Below are 15,619 nucleotides of genomic sequence, written 5' to 3'. Positions count from 1 at the left end.
CGGAGACCGGAGTGCGGGTCGGCCGGGGTTGGCCGCCGGGAGTGCAGGGTCCCGGCGGTGGTTACTTCTGGCCGGGCAGGCGGAACTTGGAGGGGTCGAAGCCGGGCGGCAGCTCCACGCCCGGAGGCAGCTTGCCCCCGAGGTTGCCCAGCAGGCCACCGCTCTTGGGCTCCGCCTCCGGAGCCTCGGCGGAAGAGGCCTTGCCGAGAGCCGCCTTGCGCGGGTCGCCGCTGACGCGCCGCCCCTTGGCCTTCTTCTGCGCCTTGCCCGCCTTGCCGCGACCGCCCGGCATGCCGGGAATGCCCATCCCGCCCGCCATCCGCTTCATCATCTTCTGCGCCTCGAAGAAGCGGGTGACGAGGTTGCTGACGGCGGTGACCGTGACGCCGGAGCCGGCCGCGATGCGGGCCCGGCGCGACCCGTTGATGATCTTGGGGTCCTGGCGCTCCCCGGGCGTCATCGAGCGGATGATGGCGGCGATGCGGTCGAGGTCGCGGTCGTCGATGGAGTTGAGCTGGTCGCGCATCTGCCCCATGCCGGGCATCATGCCCAGCAGGTTTTTGATGGGCCCCATCTTCTGGACCATCATCATCTGCTCGAGGAAGTCCTCGAGCGTGAAGTTTTCGCCCGACGTGAGCTTGCCCGCCATCTTGGCGGCCTGCTCCTCGTCGAACGTCTTCTGGGCCTGCTCGATCAGGGTGAGGATGTCACCCATGTCGAGGATGCGGGAGGCCATCCGGTCGGGGTGGAAGGCGTCGAAGTCTTCGAGCTTCTCACCCGTGGAGGCGAACATGATCGGCCGGCCCGTGATGTGCCGCACCGACAGGGCGGCGCCACCGCGGGCGTCGCCGTCGAGCTTGGTCAGCACGACCCCGTCGAAGCCGACGCCCTCCATGAACGCCTGCGCCGTCGTGACGGCGTCCTGGCCGATCATGGCGTCGACCACGAACAGGACCTCGTCGGGCGAGACCGCGTCGCGGATGTCGGCGGCCTGCTTCATCATCTCCTGGTCGATGCCCAGGCGGCCGGCGGTGTCGATGATGACGATGTCGTGCAGCAGGCGCTTGGCCTCGTCGATCGACGTACGGGCGACCTCGATCGGGTCGCCGGCGCCGTTGCCCGGCTCGGGGGCGTAGACCGCGACCCCGGCGCGCTCGCCCACGACCTGGAGCTGCTGGACGGCGTTGGGGCGCTGCAGGTCGGCGGCGACGAGCAGGGGCGTGTGGCCCTGCTCGCGCAGCCACCTGGCCAGCTTGCCGGCCAGGGTGGTCTTACCGGCGCCCTGCAGACCCGCCAGCATGATGACGGTCGGCGGCGTCTTGGCGAGGCGGAGCCTGCGCGTCTCGCCGCCGAGGATCCCGATCAGCTCGTCATTGACGATCTTGACGACCTGCTGCGCCGGGTTGAGCGCCTGGGAGACCTCGGCCCCGCGGGCGCGCTCCTTGACCTGGGCGACGAACGCCTTGACCACCGGGAGCGCGACATCGGCCTCCAGCAGGGCGATGCGGATCTCGCGGGTGGTGGCGTCGATGTCGGCATCGGACAGCCGGCCTTTGGACCGGAGGGAGGAGAAGACCGATGTCAACCGGTCGGATAGCGTCTCGAACACGTGGTTGGCCAGTCCTCGAAGCGAATGAACGTCTAAGACTCCAGCCTATCCGCTCCGCTAGCCGCTCCAGCCTGGCACGGCCATGCGGACCGAGAGCGCGTGCTCGACCAGGTTGATCAGCGCGGTCTTGACCGAGTCCTTGGACCTGGCGTCGAGGCGCACCATCGGGATGTGCGGCGCCAGGGTCAGGGCGTCACGCACTTCGGTGTCGCTGTGGGCGTACTGGCCGTCCCAGCCGTTCACCCCCACGATGAACGGCAGCTGCGCCTCCTCGAAGTAGTCGATCGCGGGGAAGCTGTCCGCCAGGCGGCGCGTGTCCACGAGCACGACCGCGCCGATGGCGCCGCGTACCAGGTCGTCCCACATGAACCAGAACCGGTGCTGTCCGGGCGTGCCGAACAGGTACAGGATCAGGTCGCGATCGAGCGAGACGCGACCGAAGTCCATGGCGACGGTGGTGGTCGACTTGAGCGGCGTCATGCCCAGATCGTCGATGCCCTTGGAGGCGTCGGTCATGACGGCCTCCGTGGTCAACGGCATGATCTCCGACACCGCGCCGACGAAGGTCGTCTTGCCCACCCCGAACCCACCGGCGACCACGATCTTCGTCGAGGTCAAACCGGGGCTAGAGCCTGCGAAGTCCACTGAGCACCCTTTCCAGCAGGTTGACGTCCGGCCTACCCGCTTCCAGCTGCGGCTGATGCACCCGAACCAAACCCTCTGCCGCCATGTCCGCGATCAGAACACGCACCACACCGAGCGGGATCCGCAGCAGCGCCGAGACCTCAGCCACCGACCTGACCTGCAGGCACAACTGGCTGATCGCCTTGTATTCGGGGGTGATGTGCGAGAACTCCCGGTGCTCGGCGGTCGCCGAGGACACCAGGGCCTCCATGGCCAGCTTGACCTTGGGCGCGGTACGCCCGCCGGTCACGGCATAGGGCCGTACCGGCGAGGCGGGGTCGTTGCTGGGCGGCGGCTGAGGGGGAGGCTGCCAGCTCCCACTGTTCTGGGAATCCCACGCACCGCTGTTATGGGAGTCCCAGCCGCCGCTGTTCCATCTGGGGTCTGTCACCTACATCACCTGGTCTGGCTGGCGCGCAACTCTGCGCGCACAGCCGGGGTAAGCACCTGGCCGGCGCGATCAACCATCAGCGTCATCTGATACGCCACCAGACCCATGTCACAGTCCGGAGCCGCCAGCACCGCCAGGCACGAGCCGTCACTGATCGACATGATCAGCATCAGCCCACGCTGCATCTCCACGATCGTCTGGTTGACCGGCCCACCCTCGAACACCCTGGCCGCACCCTGCGTCAGGCTCACCAGGCCCGACGCGATGGCGGCCAGCTGGTCAGCCCGGTCGGCCGGGAATCCCGCGGAGGCCGCGAGCGGCAGCCCGTCTGAGGAGACGACCACCGCGTGCGCGACGCCAGGAACGGTGCTGACGAAATCGGTGATTAACCAGTCCACCCCACGTGCCGACTGGCTCAAGTCATTCATGCGCGCTCATCCCTGCTTTCAACACTTCTCGGACCGGAGGGGTACGTCCTGCCCTCGCTGATGTCGTCACGTGCCGCCCTGAACCCCTGCTGGAAGCTCGAAAGGCGGCTGCGCACCCGGTCCGGCGAGACCGCCGGCATGGGGGCGACGCCCTTGGGCGCCGAGACGGTGTCGGCCGAGCCGGGCACCAGGTTGGCCTTGGGCACCCGCTTGGGCAGCCCTGCCGCGGTCGCACCGTCGCGTACCGGCTCGACGACCGCCTCCGCGGCGCTCCAGCCCGCGTCGGCCTTGGCGGAACCCCAGGTGGCGGCGCCCTCGTTGCCGTGCTCGAACCAGGCCGACTCGACCGAGGCGAAGATCGGCAGGTATTCGTCGCCCGAAGAGGCGGGCTTCACGGCCGGGATGGGACCGGTCGCCGCCGACTCCGTTTCGGGGAAGTCGTACCTCGGCTGCCCCATGTCCATCTGGTCGCCGCCGAAAGGCCGCCTCGGCAGGGAGTTGCCGTTGTCCTGGCCCCACTCGCCCGGCCGGCTGTTGGAGTTGCGCGCCGGCACCCAGACGTCAGAGGTGTCGTAGCCGCCGCTGCTGCTGCGCGGGTCGGCCGGCCAGCCCACGTCCACGCTCGGCTGGGCCGAGAAGGACGGCTGTGAGGGGAACGACGGGTGCCCCGGCCCGGGCTGGTAGCCTCCCGGACCCCACTGGGGGGTGGGCGGCGGCGGCACGGGCGGCATGGGGGGCTGCTGCATCGGCGGCATGGAAGGCATGGGCGAACGGGCGCCGAAGCTCTCGTCGAACGAGTCCAGCGTCCCCATGCCGGTGCCGCCGGGGGTCGCGTAGGCGGGAGCCTGCGAGCCGAGCAGCGCTTCCGGCATCAGGACCATGGCGGTCAGACCGCCGGTGCCGTGGGGGCGCAGTTGCACCCGGATGCCGTGGCGGTGGGCCAGACGCGCGACCACGAACAGGCCCATGCGGCGCGACACGGACACGTCCACGGTGGGGGCGTCCATGAGGCGGTCGTTGGCGATGGTGAGCTCGTCCGGGGTCATGCCGATGCCGGAGTCGCTGATCGACAGCATGACGCCGCCGCCGTCGATCCGGCTGCCGGAGACGGTCACCCTGGTCTCGCGCGGCGAGAACGACAGGGCGTTCTCGATCAACTCGGCCAGCAGGTGGATGACGTCGTTGACGGCCTGGCCGGCCACGGCGACGCCGTCGGGCACCTGGAGGACGACCCGCTCGTAGTTCTCGACCTCGGACAGCGAGGCGCGGGCGACGTCGACCAGCTTGACGGGCTTGCTCCAGCGGCGGGGCGGTTCCTGGCCGGCGAGGACCAGCAGGTTCTCGCTGTTACGCCGCATGCGGGTGGCCAGGTGGTCCAGCTTGAACAGGTTGCCGAGTCGCTGCTCGTCCTGCTCGCCCTGCTCCAGCCCGTCGATCAGGGTGATCTGGCGTTCCACCAGCGTCTGGCTGCGCCGCGACAGGTTCACGAACATCGCGTTGACGTTGCTTCGCAGGCGGGCTTCCTCGCCCGCCAGCCGGACCGCTTCGCGGTGGATCTCGTCGAACGCCCGCGCGACTTCACCGATCTCGTCCTGAGAGGCGACGCCGATGGGCTGGACGTCGACGCTCTCGACCGACTCGGACTCACGGAGCTGGCGCACGGTGTCGGGCAGGCGGCGACCGGCGATGAACAGCGCCTCCCTGCGCAGCCTGCGCAGGGGGCCGCTCAGCGAGCGCGCCATGAAGACGGTGACCAGCAGCACGAGGATGAGCAGGATCAGGATGCCGACCGCGACGATGACAGCGCTCTGCTGCTCGGACCCTTCCAGGGTGCGGCTGCGGAGCACGATCGAGTCGGCCACGCGCTGCTCGACCTTGCGCATCCCGTCGACGGTCTCGCTGATGGCGGCGAACCAGTCCTTGCCGTCACGGGTGAGCCCGAGCTTCGGGTCCGACACGTTCCGTGGTTGCCCCAGGCTCTGCAGGAACAGGGCTCGGGCGGCCAGGATCTCCGCGCGGTCGACGGCCTTGCCGCTGACGGTGTCGTCGTACGCCTGGCGCAGCTCAAGGGGGACCTGCGCCCGGAAGGTGGCCAGCTCGCTGTTTTTCTGGGCGCGCGCGGCGATGAAGGAGTCAAGCTCCACCCGACCGAATTCCCGGGTGGCCAGGGCCGCCACGAGCAGCGCGCGCTGCGTGGAGACGTACTGCTTGGCCCGGGAGAGGGCGGCGAAGCCGGAGACGCTCGCCGAGAGCTCCTTGTCGACCGCACCTTGGTCGATGGTGTCGTTCAGGGAGAGGAGGTCTGTGATGAACCGGTCGTAGAGCTCGATGACGGAGTTCACGTCGAGCTGGGAGTCCATCGCGTTCTTACGCGCGGTGTCGAGCTCGTTGAGACGGTTCTTGATGCGCAGGGCCTCGGGCGCCTGAGGGCTGTCGGAGGTCGCCAGCGCGTCGACGCTGCCCTTGACCTCGGCGACGAGCTTGTTGACCGGCTCGTACTGATCGGTCACTTCGGTCCGGCCGGCCTTGCGCCCGAGGGCGACGAAGCGCGCGGTGTAGTCACGCTCCACCTCGACCTCGTGCGCGAGCGCGGTCAGCCGGCTCGCCAGCACGGCGACCTCGTTGACCTGCGCGTAGTCGCTGGCGCTCGCGATCGAGGTGGTGACACGCAGGCCACCGAGCACGAGCGCGGCGAGGGTCGGGATGACGACCAGGACCAGCAGCTTGGAGCGCACACGCCAGTTACGCAGGGAGAAACGCGATCCCGTCCGAGCCTTTCCGGCTTCGCCCGCAACGCCAGGGGCGACCGGCTGGGGTCCCCCGGACGCATGTCGGGGGGCTTCCTCTATTAAGCCCGGATCCCCGCCCACAGAGGGGACAACACTCTTCACTTGCCTCCGCAACCTCTCCTCGGACGGTTGGTGCACGAAGATCACGTTATGCAGGTGTTTGCGGTGTGACGCCGACGCACCCTTGGGGCGAGAGCTTATTGGAGCACATCAACACGAGATCGGCCAATAGCGCAAAGATCACGGTCGACACACAGCTGCACATTTTACGCAAATCACAACACCTGCCACAGGCCCTAGAAGTCAAGCCAGGCCCGAGATATTAATCGGACAAAAGGGATATATCGCCACATATGGTGATATATCTTGTTAATTTTAGGGGTTCCCGGTGCATCGGGAACTACGGCCTGCGCTAGGGTTCGACCGTCGCTGACACCCTCAGTTACCAACACCCCCACCCCCATGGGTTCATAAGGAGACGCGTAATGCGGTTCGGTGCATTAGGGCGTAGTGCCCTGATTGGGCTTGTGAGCACCCTCGTCATCACCGGGTGTTCAAGTTCCGGCGACAAACCAGAAAGCGCGAGTTCCGCCGCCGGTGGCATGAAAACCGACCTGTTGGTCGGACAGTATCCGGGTGCGGACTCTGCGCCACTGTTCATCGCCATGGAGCGCGGCTTCTTCAAGGAAGAGGGCCTCAACGTCAAGCAGGAGCCCATCCAGGCTCCGCAGGCGGTGCTCCCCAAGCTCGCCAACGGCCAGATGGACGTGGTGCTGGGCAGCTACGCCACCATCCTGACCATCCAGCAGGCCGGCACTGAGAAGTTCAAGTACATCGCGGACTCCTACCAGGGCGCGCCCGGGGCCTTCGGCATCATGGTCAAGAAGGACTCCCCCATCAAGCAGGTCGCCGACCTGAAGGGCAAGAAGATCGGCGTCAACATCGTCGGTGGTCTGGGCACGCTCACGATGAGCCCCCACTTCAAGATCGCCGGTCTCGACCCCACCCCCGGCAAGGACATCACCTACGTCGTGATCCCGACGACGGAATGGATCTCCTCGCTGGACAAGGGCAGCGTCGACGCCGTGTGGATGACGGACCCGTACGTCAGCCAGGCGAAGAAGGAGATCGGCGCCACCATGCTGCTGGACACCATGTCCGGCCCGACCGACGGTCTGCCCATCACCGGCTGGGCGGCCACGGAGAAGTGGACGCAGAACAACCCCAAGACCCTGGCCGCCTTCCAGCGGGCCATGGCCAAGGCGCAGCAGATCGCCGCCACCGACCGGAGCGCGGTCACCAAGGTCCTGCCGACCTTCACCAAGATCCCGGCTGAGACCGCCGCCACGATCAACCTCGGCGCCTACCCGACCTCGCTGAACTCCCAGCGCATCCAGCGGGTGGCCGACCTGATGTTCGACTCCGGCCTGCTCAAGCAGAAGATGGACGTCAACTCGATGATCTACGCAGCACCTCAGGGATGATGACCACGATCAACCCGGCGCGGCGCGGGCAGCACCCGCTCGCCCGCGCCAAGCTGGCCAAATACACCCGCCACGCCATCGGCGTGGCGGGTTTTCTGCTTGCCTGGCAGCTTCTCGGCATGACGGGCCTGTTCAAGTGGATGCCTCCGGCCGCGGAAACCCTGGCCAGGACGTTCTCCCTGGCCGTGGACCCGGAGTTCCTCGGGGACATCGGGGGCACGCTCACGGCCGCGGTCATCGGGTTGCCGCTGGCCGTCCTGATCGCCGTCCCGATCGGGCTGCTGCTGGGAACGGTCCCGGTGGTCGAGGAGATGACCCGGGTGTTCGTGGAGTTCCTGCGACCCATCCCCTCGGTGGCGCTGATCCCGCTGGCGCTGTTCTTCTTCCAGCCGGAGATCAACGCCAAGGTGGCGCTCATCGTGTTCGCCGCCTCCTGGCCGATCCTGATCAACACCCTGTACGGCGTGCGTGACGTGGACCCGCTGGGCAAGGAGACGCTGCGCTCGTTCGGGTTCGGCCCCGGCGCGGTGATCTGGCGGGTCGCCCTGCCGAGCGCGGCGCCCTTCATCGCGACGGGCGTCCGGCTGGCCGCCTCCATCACGCTCATCCTGGCCATCAGCGTGGAGTACATCGTGGGCGGTTCGGTCGGCGTCGGAGGCTTCCTCATCGAGGCGAGCACCGGCATCGGCATGGACGCGCTGATCGATGTCGTCGCGGTCCTGATCTGGGCCGGCGTGATCGGTCTCGTCGTCAACATCCTGCTCGCGCGCGCCGAGCGCCGGCTGTTCAGGTGGCGGAACACATGATTCTCACCCTGGTCAAGCGCCTGTGGCTGGTCCCGGTCATGTTCTTCGGCTGGGAGCTGCTCGCGGGGGCGCTCGCCACTCCGTTTCTCCCCGGACCGACCCTGATCCTTTCTCGGATGTACGAGATGTGGCTCTCCGGGCCTTACGTCTTCACCGAAGAGGCGGTCCACAACTTCCTGCCCAGCCTGATCAGGGTGGTCGGTTCCTGGGCCATCGCCGTGGTCGTGGGCGTGGGCCTCGGCGTGGCGATCGGCAGGACCCCCTGGCTGGCCGACATCGTCGAACCGCTGATCGAGTTCGGCCGGGCCGTACCGCCTCCCGTGATGCTGCCGATCTTCCTCGTGCTCTTCCAGATCGGCCCGCAGGTGCAGGTCGCGACCATCGTGTTCGGCATCGTCTGGCCGATCCTGCTCAACTCCATCGACGGCGCGCGCAACCTCGACATGCTGAAGGTCGAGACCGCGGCCGTCTTCGGTGTGCCCGCCCACCTGCGGTTCTTCCGGATCATCCTGCCCGCCGCGGCACCGAAGATCTTCGCGGGCCTGCGCCTGAGCGTCTCCCTGGCGCTGATCCTCATGGTCATCTCCGAGCTCAAGGCCAGCACCGAGGGATTCGGCTATCTCCTCAACATGGCCGTCAGCGCCGCCGACATGCCCGCCATCTGGGCCAACGTGGTGCTGCTCGGCGTGCTGGGCTTCGCATTCAACTCACTGTTCCTCACGGTGGAGCGGCGCGTGCTGTCCTGGCACCGCCACGCCTACCGCCTCGCATAGGAAAGACCACTGCTGTGACCGACCTGTTGTTGAAGAACGTGAAGGTTGTCACCCACGAACACGACGACCCCGTGGAGGCGGACATCGCCATCGCGGACGGCCGCATCGTACGGGTGGAGCCGGGCCAGTCCGCCGCCGGCGAGGTGATCGACGGCGGCGGCAAGCTGGCCTTCCCCGGAGTCGTCGACGCCCACCAGCACTGGGGCATCTACAACCCGCTGCCCGAGGACACCGAGTCGGAGAGCCGGGCCAGCGCCCAGGGCGGCGTGACGACGGCGCTCACCTACATGCGGACCGGCCAGTACTACCTCAACAGGGGCGGCTCCTACGCCGAGTTCTTCCCGGAGGTGCTCAGGCAGGCCGAGGGCCGGGCCTACGTCGACTACGGCTTCCACCTGGCGCCCATGTCGAGCGGGCACATCGGCGAGCTGCCCGACCTGGTCGAGCGGTTCGGGGTGCCGTCGTTCAAGATCTTCATGTTCTACGGCGGGCACGGGCTGCACGGGCGCTCCGACGACCAGCGGGCGTTCCTCATGCTGCCGGAGGGCGAGCGCTACGACTACGCGCACTTCGAGTTCGTGATGCGCGGCGTGCAGGCGGCCAGGGAGCGGCTGCCCGAGCTGGCGGGCGAGATCTCGTTGTCGCTGCACTGCGAGACGGCCGAGATCATGACCGCGTACACGAAGCTCGTGGAGGAGGCCGGGGACCTGAGCGGCCTGGCCGCCTACAGCGCCTCGCGCCCGCCGCACTCCGAGGGGCTGGCCGTCTTCATCGCCTCCTACCTCGCCCACGAGACGGGCCTGGCCAACGTCAACCTGCTGCACCTGTCCTCCGCCAAGGCCCTGGACGCCGCCGTCCGCATGGCGGCGACGTTCCCCCACATCGACTTCCGCCGCGAGGTCACGATCGGTCACCTGCTCGCCGACATCGACACGGCCAGCGGCATCGGGGCCAAGGTCAACCCGCCGATCAGGCCCCGCGAGGACGTCGAGGCGCTGTGGGGACACGTGCTCGACGGCACCGTGGACTGGGTGGTCAGCGACCACGCCTGCTGCCGCGAGGAGCTCAAGTTCGGCGAGCCGAGCGACAACGTCTTCGTGGCCAAGGCAGGGTTCGGCGGCGCCGAGTACCTGCTGCCCGGCCTGGTCACCGAAGGCCGCCGCAGGGGCCTGCCGTACGGCAGGATCGCCGCGCTGACCTCATGGAACCCCGCCAAGCGGTACGGCCTGCGCACCAAGGGGACCATCGCCCCCGGTTTCGACGCCGACATCTGCCTGGTCGACCCCGGGCAGACCTGGACGGTTCGCGCCCAGGACTCGGAGTCGACGCAGGAGTACACGCCGTTCGAGGGGTTCGAGCTGACCGCCAAGGTCACCGACACGTTCGTACGCGGCAACCACGTGCTCGACGCAGGCAAGATCGTGGGCCGGCCGGTGGGCCGCTACGTGTCCCGGCCCGCCTGAAAGCGCGTGCGCCTGCAAAGACGATCATTCCTCGGGTACGCTCACGCAAAGTAACGTGTCTCGCTCTCCCAAATCCCAGTAGGAGACCCCCCATGGCACGCACTCTGCGCTGTCACGTACTCGCGCTCGGCTCCGTCGCCGTCCTCGCACTCACCGGCTGCAGCGGGGGCGGCGCGTCCCCGGCCTCGACGGGACCCAACGGCCTGGAGAAGGCCACCATCAAGGTCGGGGCGCTGCCGATTCCCGACCCGGTCGCGCTCTACATCGCCCAGGCCAAGGGCTTCTTCAAGGAAGAGGGCCTGACGGTGGAGCCGGTCACGATCACCGGCGGCGCCGCCGCGCTGCCGCAGATCGAGAGCGGCGCCCTGGACATCACGCAGACCAACTACGTGTCCTCGATCCTGGCGGCCGGCCAGGGCAAGAAGATCAAGCTGGTGGCCGACATGTACCGGGCGGCCCCCAACACCTTCGAGATCATGGTTCCCAAGGACTCGCCGATCCAGCAGGTCGCGGACCTGAAGGGCAAGACGGTCCTGGTCAACAACCTCAGGAACATCGCCACGCTGGCGGTCACGACCCAGCTCAAGGCGGCCGGGCTCAGCGAGACGGACGTCAAGTTCGCCGAGAAGCCGTTCCCCGAGATGGGCAACGCGATCACCGCGGGGCAGGGCGACGCGGGCTGGATCACCGAGCCGTTCATCACGGCCAACAAGAACGCGCTCGGCTTCCGCACGATCGCCGACACCATGACGGGCCCGACCGCCGAACTGCCCATCGCGGGCTGGATGGCCACCGACGAATGGGTGCGGCAGAACCCCAAGACGCTGGCCGCCTTCCAGCGGGCGATCTCCAAGGCGCAGCAGCTCGCCTCCGGTGACCGCAAGGAGATCGAGGCGGCGCTGCCGACGTACACGAAGATCGACGCCAAGACCGCCGCGGCGATCACCCTGGGCACCTACCCGAGCACCCTGGAGGCGGCCCGGCTGCAGAAGGTGGCCGACCTCATGCTCGAGTACAAGTACATCAACGGCCCGATCGACGTGAAGTCGCTCATCGCGGCGAGCCCGGGCGGATGACGGGTGCCCGCCTGCTCCGCGGCGTCGTCGGCGCCGCGGGGTTCCTCCTGGCCGGAGAGCTGTTCATCCGCTTCGGCCTGGGCGAGAACCTCCTCTTTCCACCGCCTTCGACCGTCCTGTACGAAGCCGTGCGCCTCCCGGCCGACGCCACGTTCCTGGCCGGGGTGGGCACCACCCTCGCGAACTGGGCGCTCGGCCTGCTGACCGCCGTCGCGGTGGCCGTGCCCGCGGGCGTGCTGCTCGGCGCGCTGACGCCGGTGGAGCGGGCGATCAGGCCCGTGCTGGAGTTCATGCGCCCGATCCCCTCCGTGGCCATCATCCCGCTCGCGATCCTGCTGGTCCCGGTGGACGAGCTGATGAAGGTCTCCGTCATCGTGTACGCGTCCGTCTGGCCGATCCTCATCAACACCCTGTACGGCATGCGCGACGTGGACCCGCTGGCCAAGGAGTCCCTGCGCAGCTTCGGGTTCGGCCCGCTGGCCGTGCTCGCCAGGGTGAGCCTGCCCAGCGCGGCCCCGTTCGTGGCGACCGGCGTCAGGATCGCCGCCGGGATCGCGCTCGTCCTGGCCGTCAGCGCCGAACTCGTGGCCGGCGGCGTGAACGGGATCGGCGTCTACGTGACCGTGGCCGGCAACGGCAACCGGACCGATCTCATGATGGCCGCGACGTTCTGGGCCGGTCTCTTCGGCGTGATCGCGAACATGGCGCTGCTCGCCGCCGAGCGCCGCCTGTTCCGCTGGCACCACGCGCGGACCGGGGCGGTTTCGTGAAGGCGCCGGCCCGGCTCTGGGTGGTCCCCGTGGTGCTGGCCGTCTGGGAGATCGCCGGGCGCGCGATCGGGGACACCGATTTCCCGCCGCCCACGACGATCCTGGCGCGCATGCACGAACTGTGGTTCTCCGGCCCGCCCGCTCGTGGCTTCCTGACGAACGACGCGATCGCGAACATCCTGCCCAGCCTCGGCCGCATGTTCGGCGGCTGGCTGCTGGCCGCGCTGATCGGGATCGCGGCGGGCATGCTGCTCGGGCGTTCGCGCTCGGCGACCGACTACGTGGACCCGCTGATCGAGTTCGGCCGGGCCATCCCGCCTCCGCTGCTGCTGCCGCTGTTTCTGGTGTTGTTCAAGGCGGGCCTGACCACTCAGCTGGCCACTATCGTGTTCGGAGTGATCTGGCCGGTGCTGCTCAACACGATCGACGGTGTCAGGTCCGTCGATCGCACCTACACCGACACGGCCACGGTCTTCAACCTGTCGAGGCCGCAGCGCCTGGGCCTGGTCGTCCTCCCCGCCGCCGCTCCCAAGATCTTCGCCGGGCTGCGGCTGAGCCTGTCGCTGGCGCTGATCCTCATGGTGATCTCCGAGCTCGTCGGCGGCACTGACGGCATCGGCTACCAGTTGCTGACGGCCATGCGCAGCTTCGACGGCGCCGGGGTGTGGGCGGCGATCGCCCTGCTGGGCGTCCTCGGCTACGTCGTTAATTCCCTGTTCGTGCTGGCCGAGCGCCGGGCGCTCGTCTGGCACAGGCAGGCCACCGGAAATTCGTGAACTCTCAGGACCGAGAAAGGCATTGGCGATGAAGCTGGCCAGGTTCGTAGTCGCGGGTATGGCGATCGCGCTGACGCTCAGCGCGTGCGGCGGCGGAGGAGGAGGGAGCCAGACGGGCACGAGCAGCACCTCGGCCGCAGGTGGGCTGGAGAAGACCCAGCTGCTGGTCGGCGTGGTGCCGGTCCCGTCGTCGGCGCCGCTGTTCATCGCGGAGAAGCGCGGCTTCTTCAAGGAGGAGGGCCTGACCGTCAAGACGGAGATCATCCAGGCGCCGCAGGCGGTCATGCCGAAGATCCTCAACGGCAGCATGGACGCGTTCCTCACGAGCTACGTGTCGCTGATGGCCATCAACGACTCGGGCGCCGCCAAGCTCAAGCTCTTCCAGCACAGCCAGGAGGCCGCCCCCAACATCGCCGGCGTCGTCGTGGCCAAGGGCTCCCCCGTCAAGACGCCGGCCGATCTCAAGGGCAAGACCATCGCGGTCAACGTGCTCAAGGCGCTCGGCCAGACGCTGACCAACGCCCACCTGCAGGAGGCCGGGCTCAAGCCCGAGGACGTCAAGTACGTCCAGGTGCCGTTCGCCGACCAGATCTCCGCGCTGGGCTCGGGCAAGGTGGACGCGGCCTGGCTGGTCGAGCCGTTCCTGACGGCGGCGAAGAAGAGCGGCGCCACGCAGATCATCGACACCACCGACGGCGTGACGGCCGGCGTGCCGATCGACGGGTGGGGCGTCACGGAGGACTGGCTGGCCAAGAACCCGAAGACGGCCGCCGCCTTCCACCGCGCCCTGGCCAAGGCCCAGCAGATCGCGGGCTCCGACAGGAAGGCGATCGACGAGGTGGTGCCGACGTACACGCAGATCCCGGCGGACGCGGCGGCGGCGATGACGCTCGGCAAGTTCTCGATGGAGGCCGACAAGGCCGGTGTCCAGAAGCTGGCCGACCTGCTGCACGGCTATGGCTACCTCAAGTCCAAGGTGGACGTGGCGCAGCTGTTCGCGCCTGTGAGCGGATGATCGAACACCGGATCGGGCGGGCGGTGCTCGGGGCCCTCGGGCTCGCCGTGTTCATCGCCCTCGCCGAGCTGGCCGGGCGGCTCGGGCTGGCCCCGGCCGGATGGCCGTACGTGTCGTCCGTGCTGGCCACGGCGGCGGAGCTGCCGCTGGAGCCGCAGTTCAGGGCCGACGTGCTGGCCACGCTGGGCGCGTGCGCGAGCGGCCTGGTGATCGCGGTCGCGGTCGCCGTGCCCGCGGGGCTGCTGCTCGGCACGGTCCCGTTCGTTGAGCGGTCGGTGCGGCCGCTGGTGGAGTTCCTGCGGCCGATCCCGTCGGTATCGCTGATCCCTATCGCGATGTTCCTGTGGACCGAGAGCCAGGACGCCAAGACGGCGCTGGTCGTCTACACCTGCACGTGGCCGGTGCTGATCAACACGCTGTACGGCCTGACCGACGTCGATCCGCTGGCCAAGGACACGCTGCGGAGCTTCGGCTTCGGGCCGGTCGCCGTGGCGCTGCGGGTGAGCCTGCCGAGCGCGGCGCCCTTCATCGCGACCGGCGTGCGGATCGCGGTGTCGGTCACGCTGATCGTGGCCGTCAGCGCGGAGCTGCTGGCGCCGGGCGGAGGCGGGATCGGCGCGTTCCTGTCGCTGGCCGGCAGCGCGAACCGGCTCGACCGCATGCTGGCGGCGCCGCTGTGGGCGGGGCTGATCGGGCTGGCCGCCAACCTGCTGTTCACGGCCGCCGAACGGCGCGTGTTCCGCTGGCACCGGGAACGGACGGGGGACGCCTCGTGAATTCTCTGCGCAGGCTCATGTGGTACTGGCTGCTGCCCGTGGCCGTGCTCTGCTGGGAGCTGGCCACGCGGTCCGCGCAGGCCGCGTACTTCCCGCCGCCGTCACGGATCGTGGCCAAGCTGCACGACCTGTGGTTCTCGGGGCCGTGGACGCGGGCGTTCCTGACCGACGAGGCCGTCGCCGACCTGCTGCCCAGCCTGGCCAGGCTGTTCGGGGGCTGGGCGGTGGCCTGCGCGGCCGGGATGGCGATCGGGGTCGCGCTCGGACGTTCGCGCTGGTTGTCGGCCCTGGTGGAGCCGCTGCTGCACTTCGGCCGCTCGGTACCGCCCAGCACGCTGGTGCCGGTCTTCCTGGCGCTGTTCAAGATCGGCACCCCGATGCAGGTGGCCGCGATCGTGTACGGCGTCGTCTGGCCCGTACTGATCAACTCCATGGACGGCGCCCGCAACGTGGACCGGCAGTACATCGAGACCGGGGTCGTCTACCGGCTCGGCCCCTGGCAGCGGCTCACCCGGATCATCCTGCCCGGCGCCTCCCCCAAGATCTTCGCCGGACTGCGGCTGAGCGTGTCGCTGGCCCTGATCATGATGATCATCTCGGAGCTGGTCGGCAGCACCGAGGGCATCGGGCACCGGATGCTGGAGGCGCAGAGCCAGTTCGACATCCCGGCCATGTGGGCGGGGATCGTGCTGCTCGGGCTGCTGGGCATCCTGCTCAACGCCGGGTTCCTGGGGTTCGAGCGCGTGGTGCTGTCGTGGCACCGAGGGGCGAGAGGCTGA

Annotated in this window: 15 protein-coding genes; 10 read left to right on the top strand and 5 right to left on the bottom strand. The window is 68.7% G+C overall.

What is annotated here, in order from left to right; genetic code table 11:
• Positions 1-61: 61 nt before the first annotated feature.
• The 5 genes from ffh to AB0J87_RS06820 all read right to left on the bottom strand — a co-directional run bounded on the left by ffh (position 62) and on the right by AB0J87_RS06820 (position 5,847).
• Positions 62-1,609, bottom strand: a complete 1,548-nt coding sequence (gene ffh, locus AB0J87_RS06840) for a signal recognition particle protein (RefSeq protein WP_350730332.1) — start codon at positions 1,607-1,609, stop codon at positions 62-64.
• A 57-nt stretch (positions 1,610-1,666) separates the two neighbouring features.
• Complete coding sequence (locus tag AB0J87_RS06835; protein ID WP_350730330.1) at positions 1,667-2,227, bottom strand: ATP/GTP-binding protein; 561 nt, start codon at positions 2,225-2,227, stop codon at positions 1,667-1,669.
• A 7-nt stretch (positions 2,228-2,234) separates the two neighbouring features.
• Entirely contained in the window at positions 2,235-2,543 is a 309-nt protein-coding gene (locus tag AB0J87_RS06830) for a DUF742 domain-containing protein (protein ID WP_319719344.1), read from the bottom strand.
• A gap of 146 nt (positions 2,544-2,689) precedes the next feature.
• On the bottom strand, positions 2,690-3,112 hold the full coding sequence (locus AB0J87_RS06825) for a roadblock/LC7 domain-containing protein (RefSeq protein ID WP_185071550.1): 423 nt from the start codon (positions 3,110-3,112) through the stop codon (positions 2,690-2,692).
• Positions 3,109-5,847, bottom strand: a complete 2,739-nt coding sequence (locus AB0J87_RS06820) for a nitrate- and nitrite sensing domain-containing protein (RefSeq protein WP_363962930.1) — start codon at positions 5,845-5,847, stop codon at positions 3,109-3,111. Before AB0J87_RS06820 ends, AB0J87_RS06825 begins: the two co-directional genes overlap by 4 nt.
• Before the next feature lie 539 nt (positions 5,848-6,386).
• Here AB0J87_RS06820 and AB0J87_RS06815 point away from each other — a divergent pair.
• The 10 genes from AB0J87_RS06815 to AB0J87_RS06770 all read left to right on the top strand — a co-directional run bounded on the left by AB0J87_RS06815 (position 6,387) and on the right by AB0J87_RS06770 (position 15,619).
• Complete coding sequence (locus tag AB0J87_RS06815; protein WP_363962929.1) at positions 6,387-7,385, top strand: ABC transporter substrate-binding protein; 999 nt, start codon at positions 6,387-6,389, stop codon at positions 7,383-7,385.
• Complete coding sequence (locus AB0J87_RS06810; RefSeq protein ID WP_350730324.1) at positions 7,382-8,191, top strand: ABC transporter permease subunit; 810 nt, start codon at positions 7,382-7,384, stop codon at positions 8,189-8,191. The genes AB0J87_RS06815 and AB0J87_RS06810 overlap by 4 nt, the downstream gene beginning before the upstream one ends.
• Entirely contained in the window at positions 8,188-8,964 is a 777-nt protein-coding gene (locus AB0J87_RS06805) for an ABC transporter permease subunit (RefSeq protein ID WP_363962928.1), read from the top strand. The genes AB0J87_RS06810 and AB0J87_RS06805 overlap by 4 nt, the downstream gene beginning before the upstream one ends.
• A 14-nt stretch (positions 8,965-8,978) precedes the next feature.
• On the top strand, positions 8,979-10,427 hold the full coding sequence (locus tag AB0J87_RS06800) for a dihydroorotase family protein (protein ID WP_363962927.1): 1,449 nt from the start codon (positions 8,979-8,981) through the stop codon (positions 10,425-10,427).
• A gap of 92 nt (positions 10,428-10,519) precedes the next feature.
• Positions 10,520-11,503 (top strand): ABC transporter substrate-binding protein, encoded by a 984-nt coding sequence (locus AB0J87_RS06795; protein ID WP_363962926.1) that lies wholly within the window; start codon positions 10,520-10,522, stop codon positions 11,501-11,503.
• Positions 11,500-12,273, top strand: a complete 774-nt coding sequence (locus AB0J87_RS06790; RefSeq protein ID WP_363962925.1) for an ABC transporter permease — start codon at positions 11,500-11,502, stop codon at positions 12,271-12,273. Before AB0J87_RS06795 ends, AB0J87_RS06790 begins: the two co-directional genes overlap by 4 nt.
• Positions 12,270-13,049, top strand: coding sequence for an ABC transporter permease (locus AB0J87_RS06785; RefSeq protein WP_363962924.1), 780 nt, complete (start codon positions 12,270-12,272; stop codon positions 13,047-13,049). The genes AB0J87_RS06790 and AB0J87_RS06785 overlap by 4 nt, the downstream gene beginning before the upstream one ends.
• A 28-nt stretch (positions 13,050-13,077) precedes the next feature.
• Entirely contained in the window at positions 13,078-14,064 is a 987-nt protein-coding gene (locus AB0J87_RS06780; protein ID WP_363962923.1) for an ABC transporter substrate-binding protein, read from the top strand.
• Positions 14,061-14,840, top strand: coding sequence for an ABC transporter permease subunit (locus AB0J87_RS06775; RefSeq protein ID WP_350730312.1), 780 nt, complete (start codon positions 14,061-14,063; stop codon positions 14,838-14,840). The genes AB0J87_RS06780 and AB0J87_RS06775 overlap by 4 nt, the downstream gene beginning before the upstream one ends.
• Positions 14,837-15,619: an ABC transporter permease gene (locus tag AB0J87_RS06770; protein ID WP_363962922.1), complete on the top strand. Its 783-nt coding sequence runs from the start codon at positions 14,837-14,839 to the stop codon at positions 15,617-15,619. The genes AB0J87_RS06775 and AB0J87_RS06770 overlap by 4 nt, the downstream gene beginning before the upstream one ends.

The sequence above is a fragment of the Nonomuraea sp. NPDC049625 genome (genome assembly GCF_040675285.1).
Classification (GTDB): domain Bacteria; phylum Actinomycetota; class Actinomycetes; order Streptosporangiales; family Streptosporangiaceae; genus Nonomuraea; species Nonomuraea angiospora_A.
Note: the sequence above shows the minus strand (reverse complement) of the source record. Positions and strands in the feature narration are given on the sequence as shown.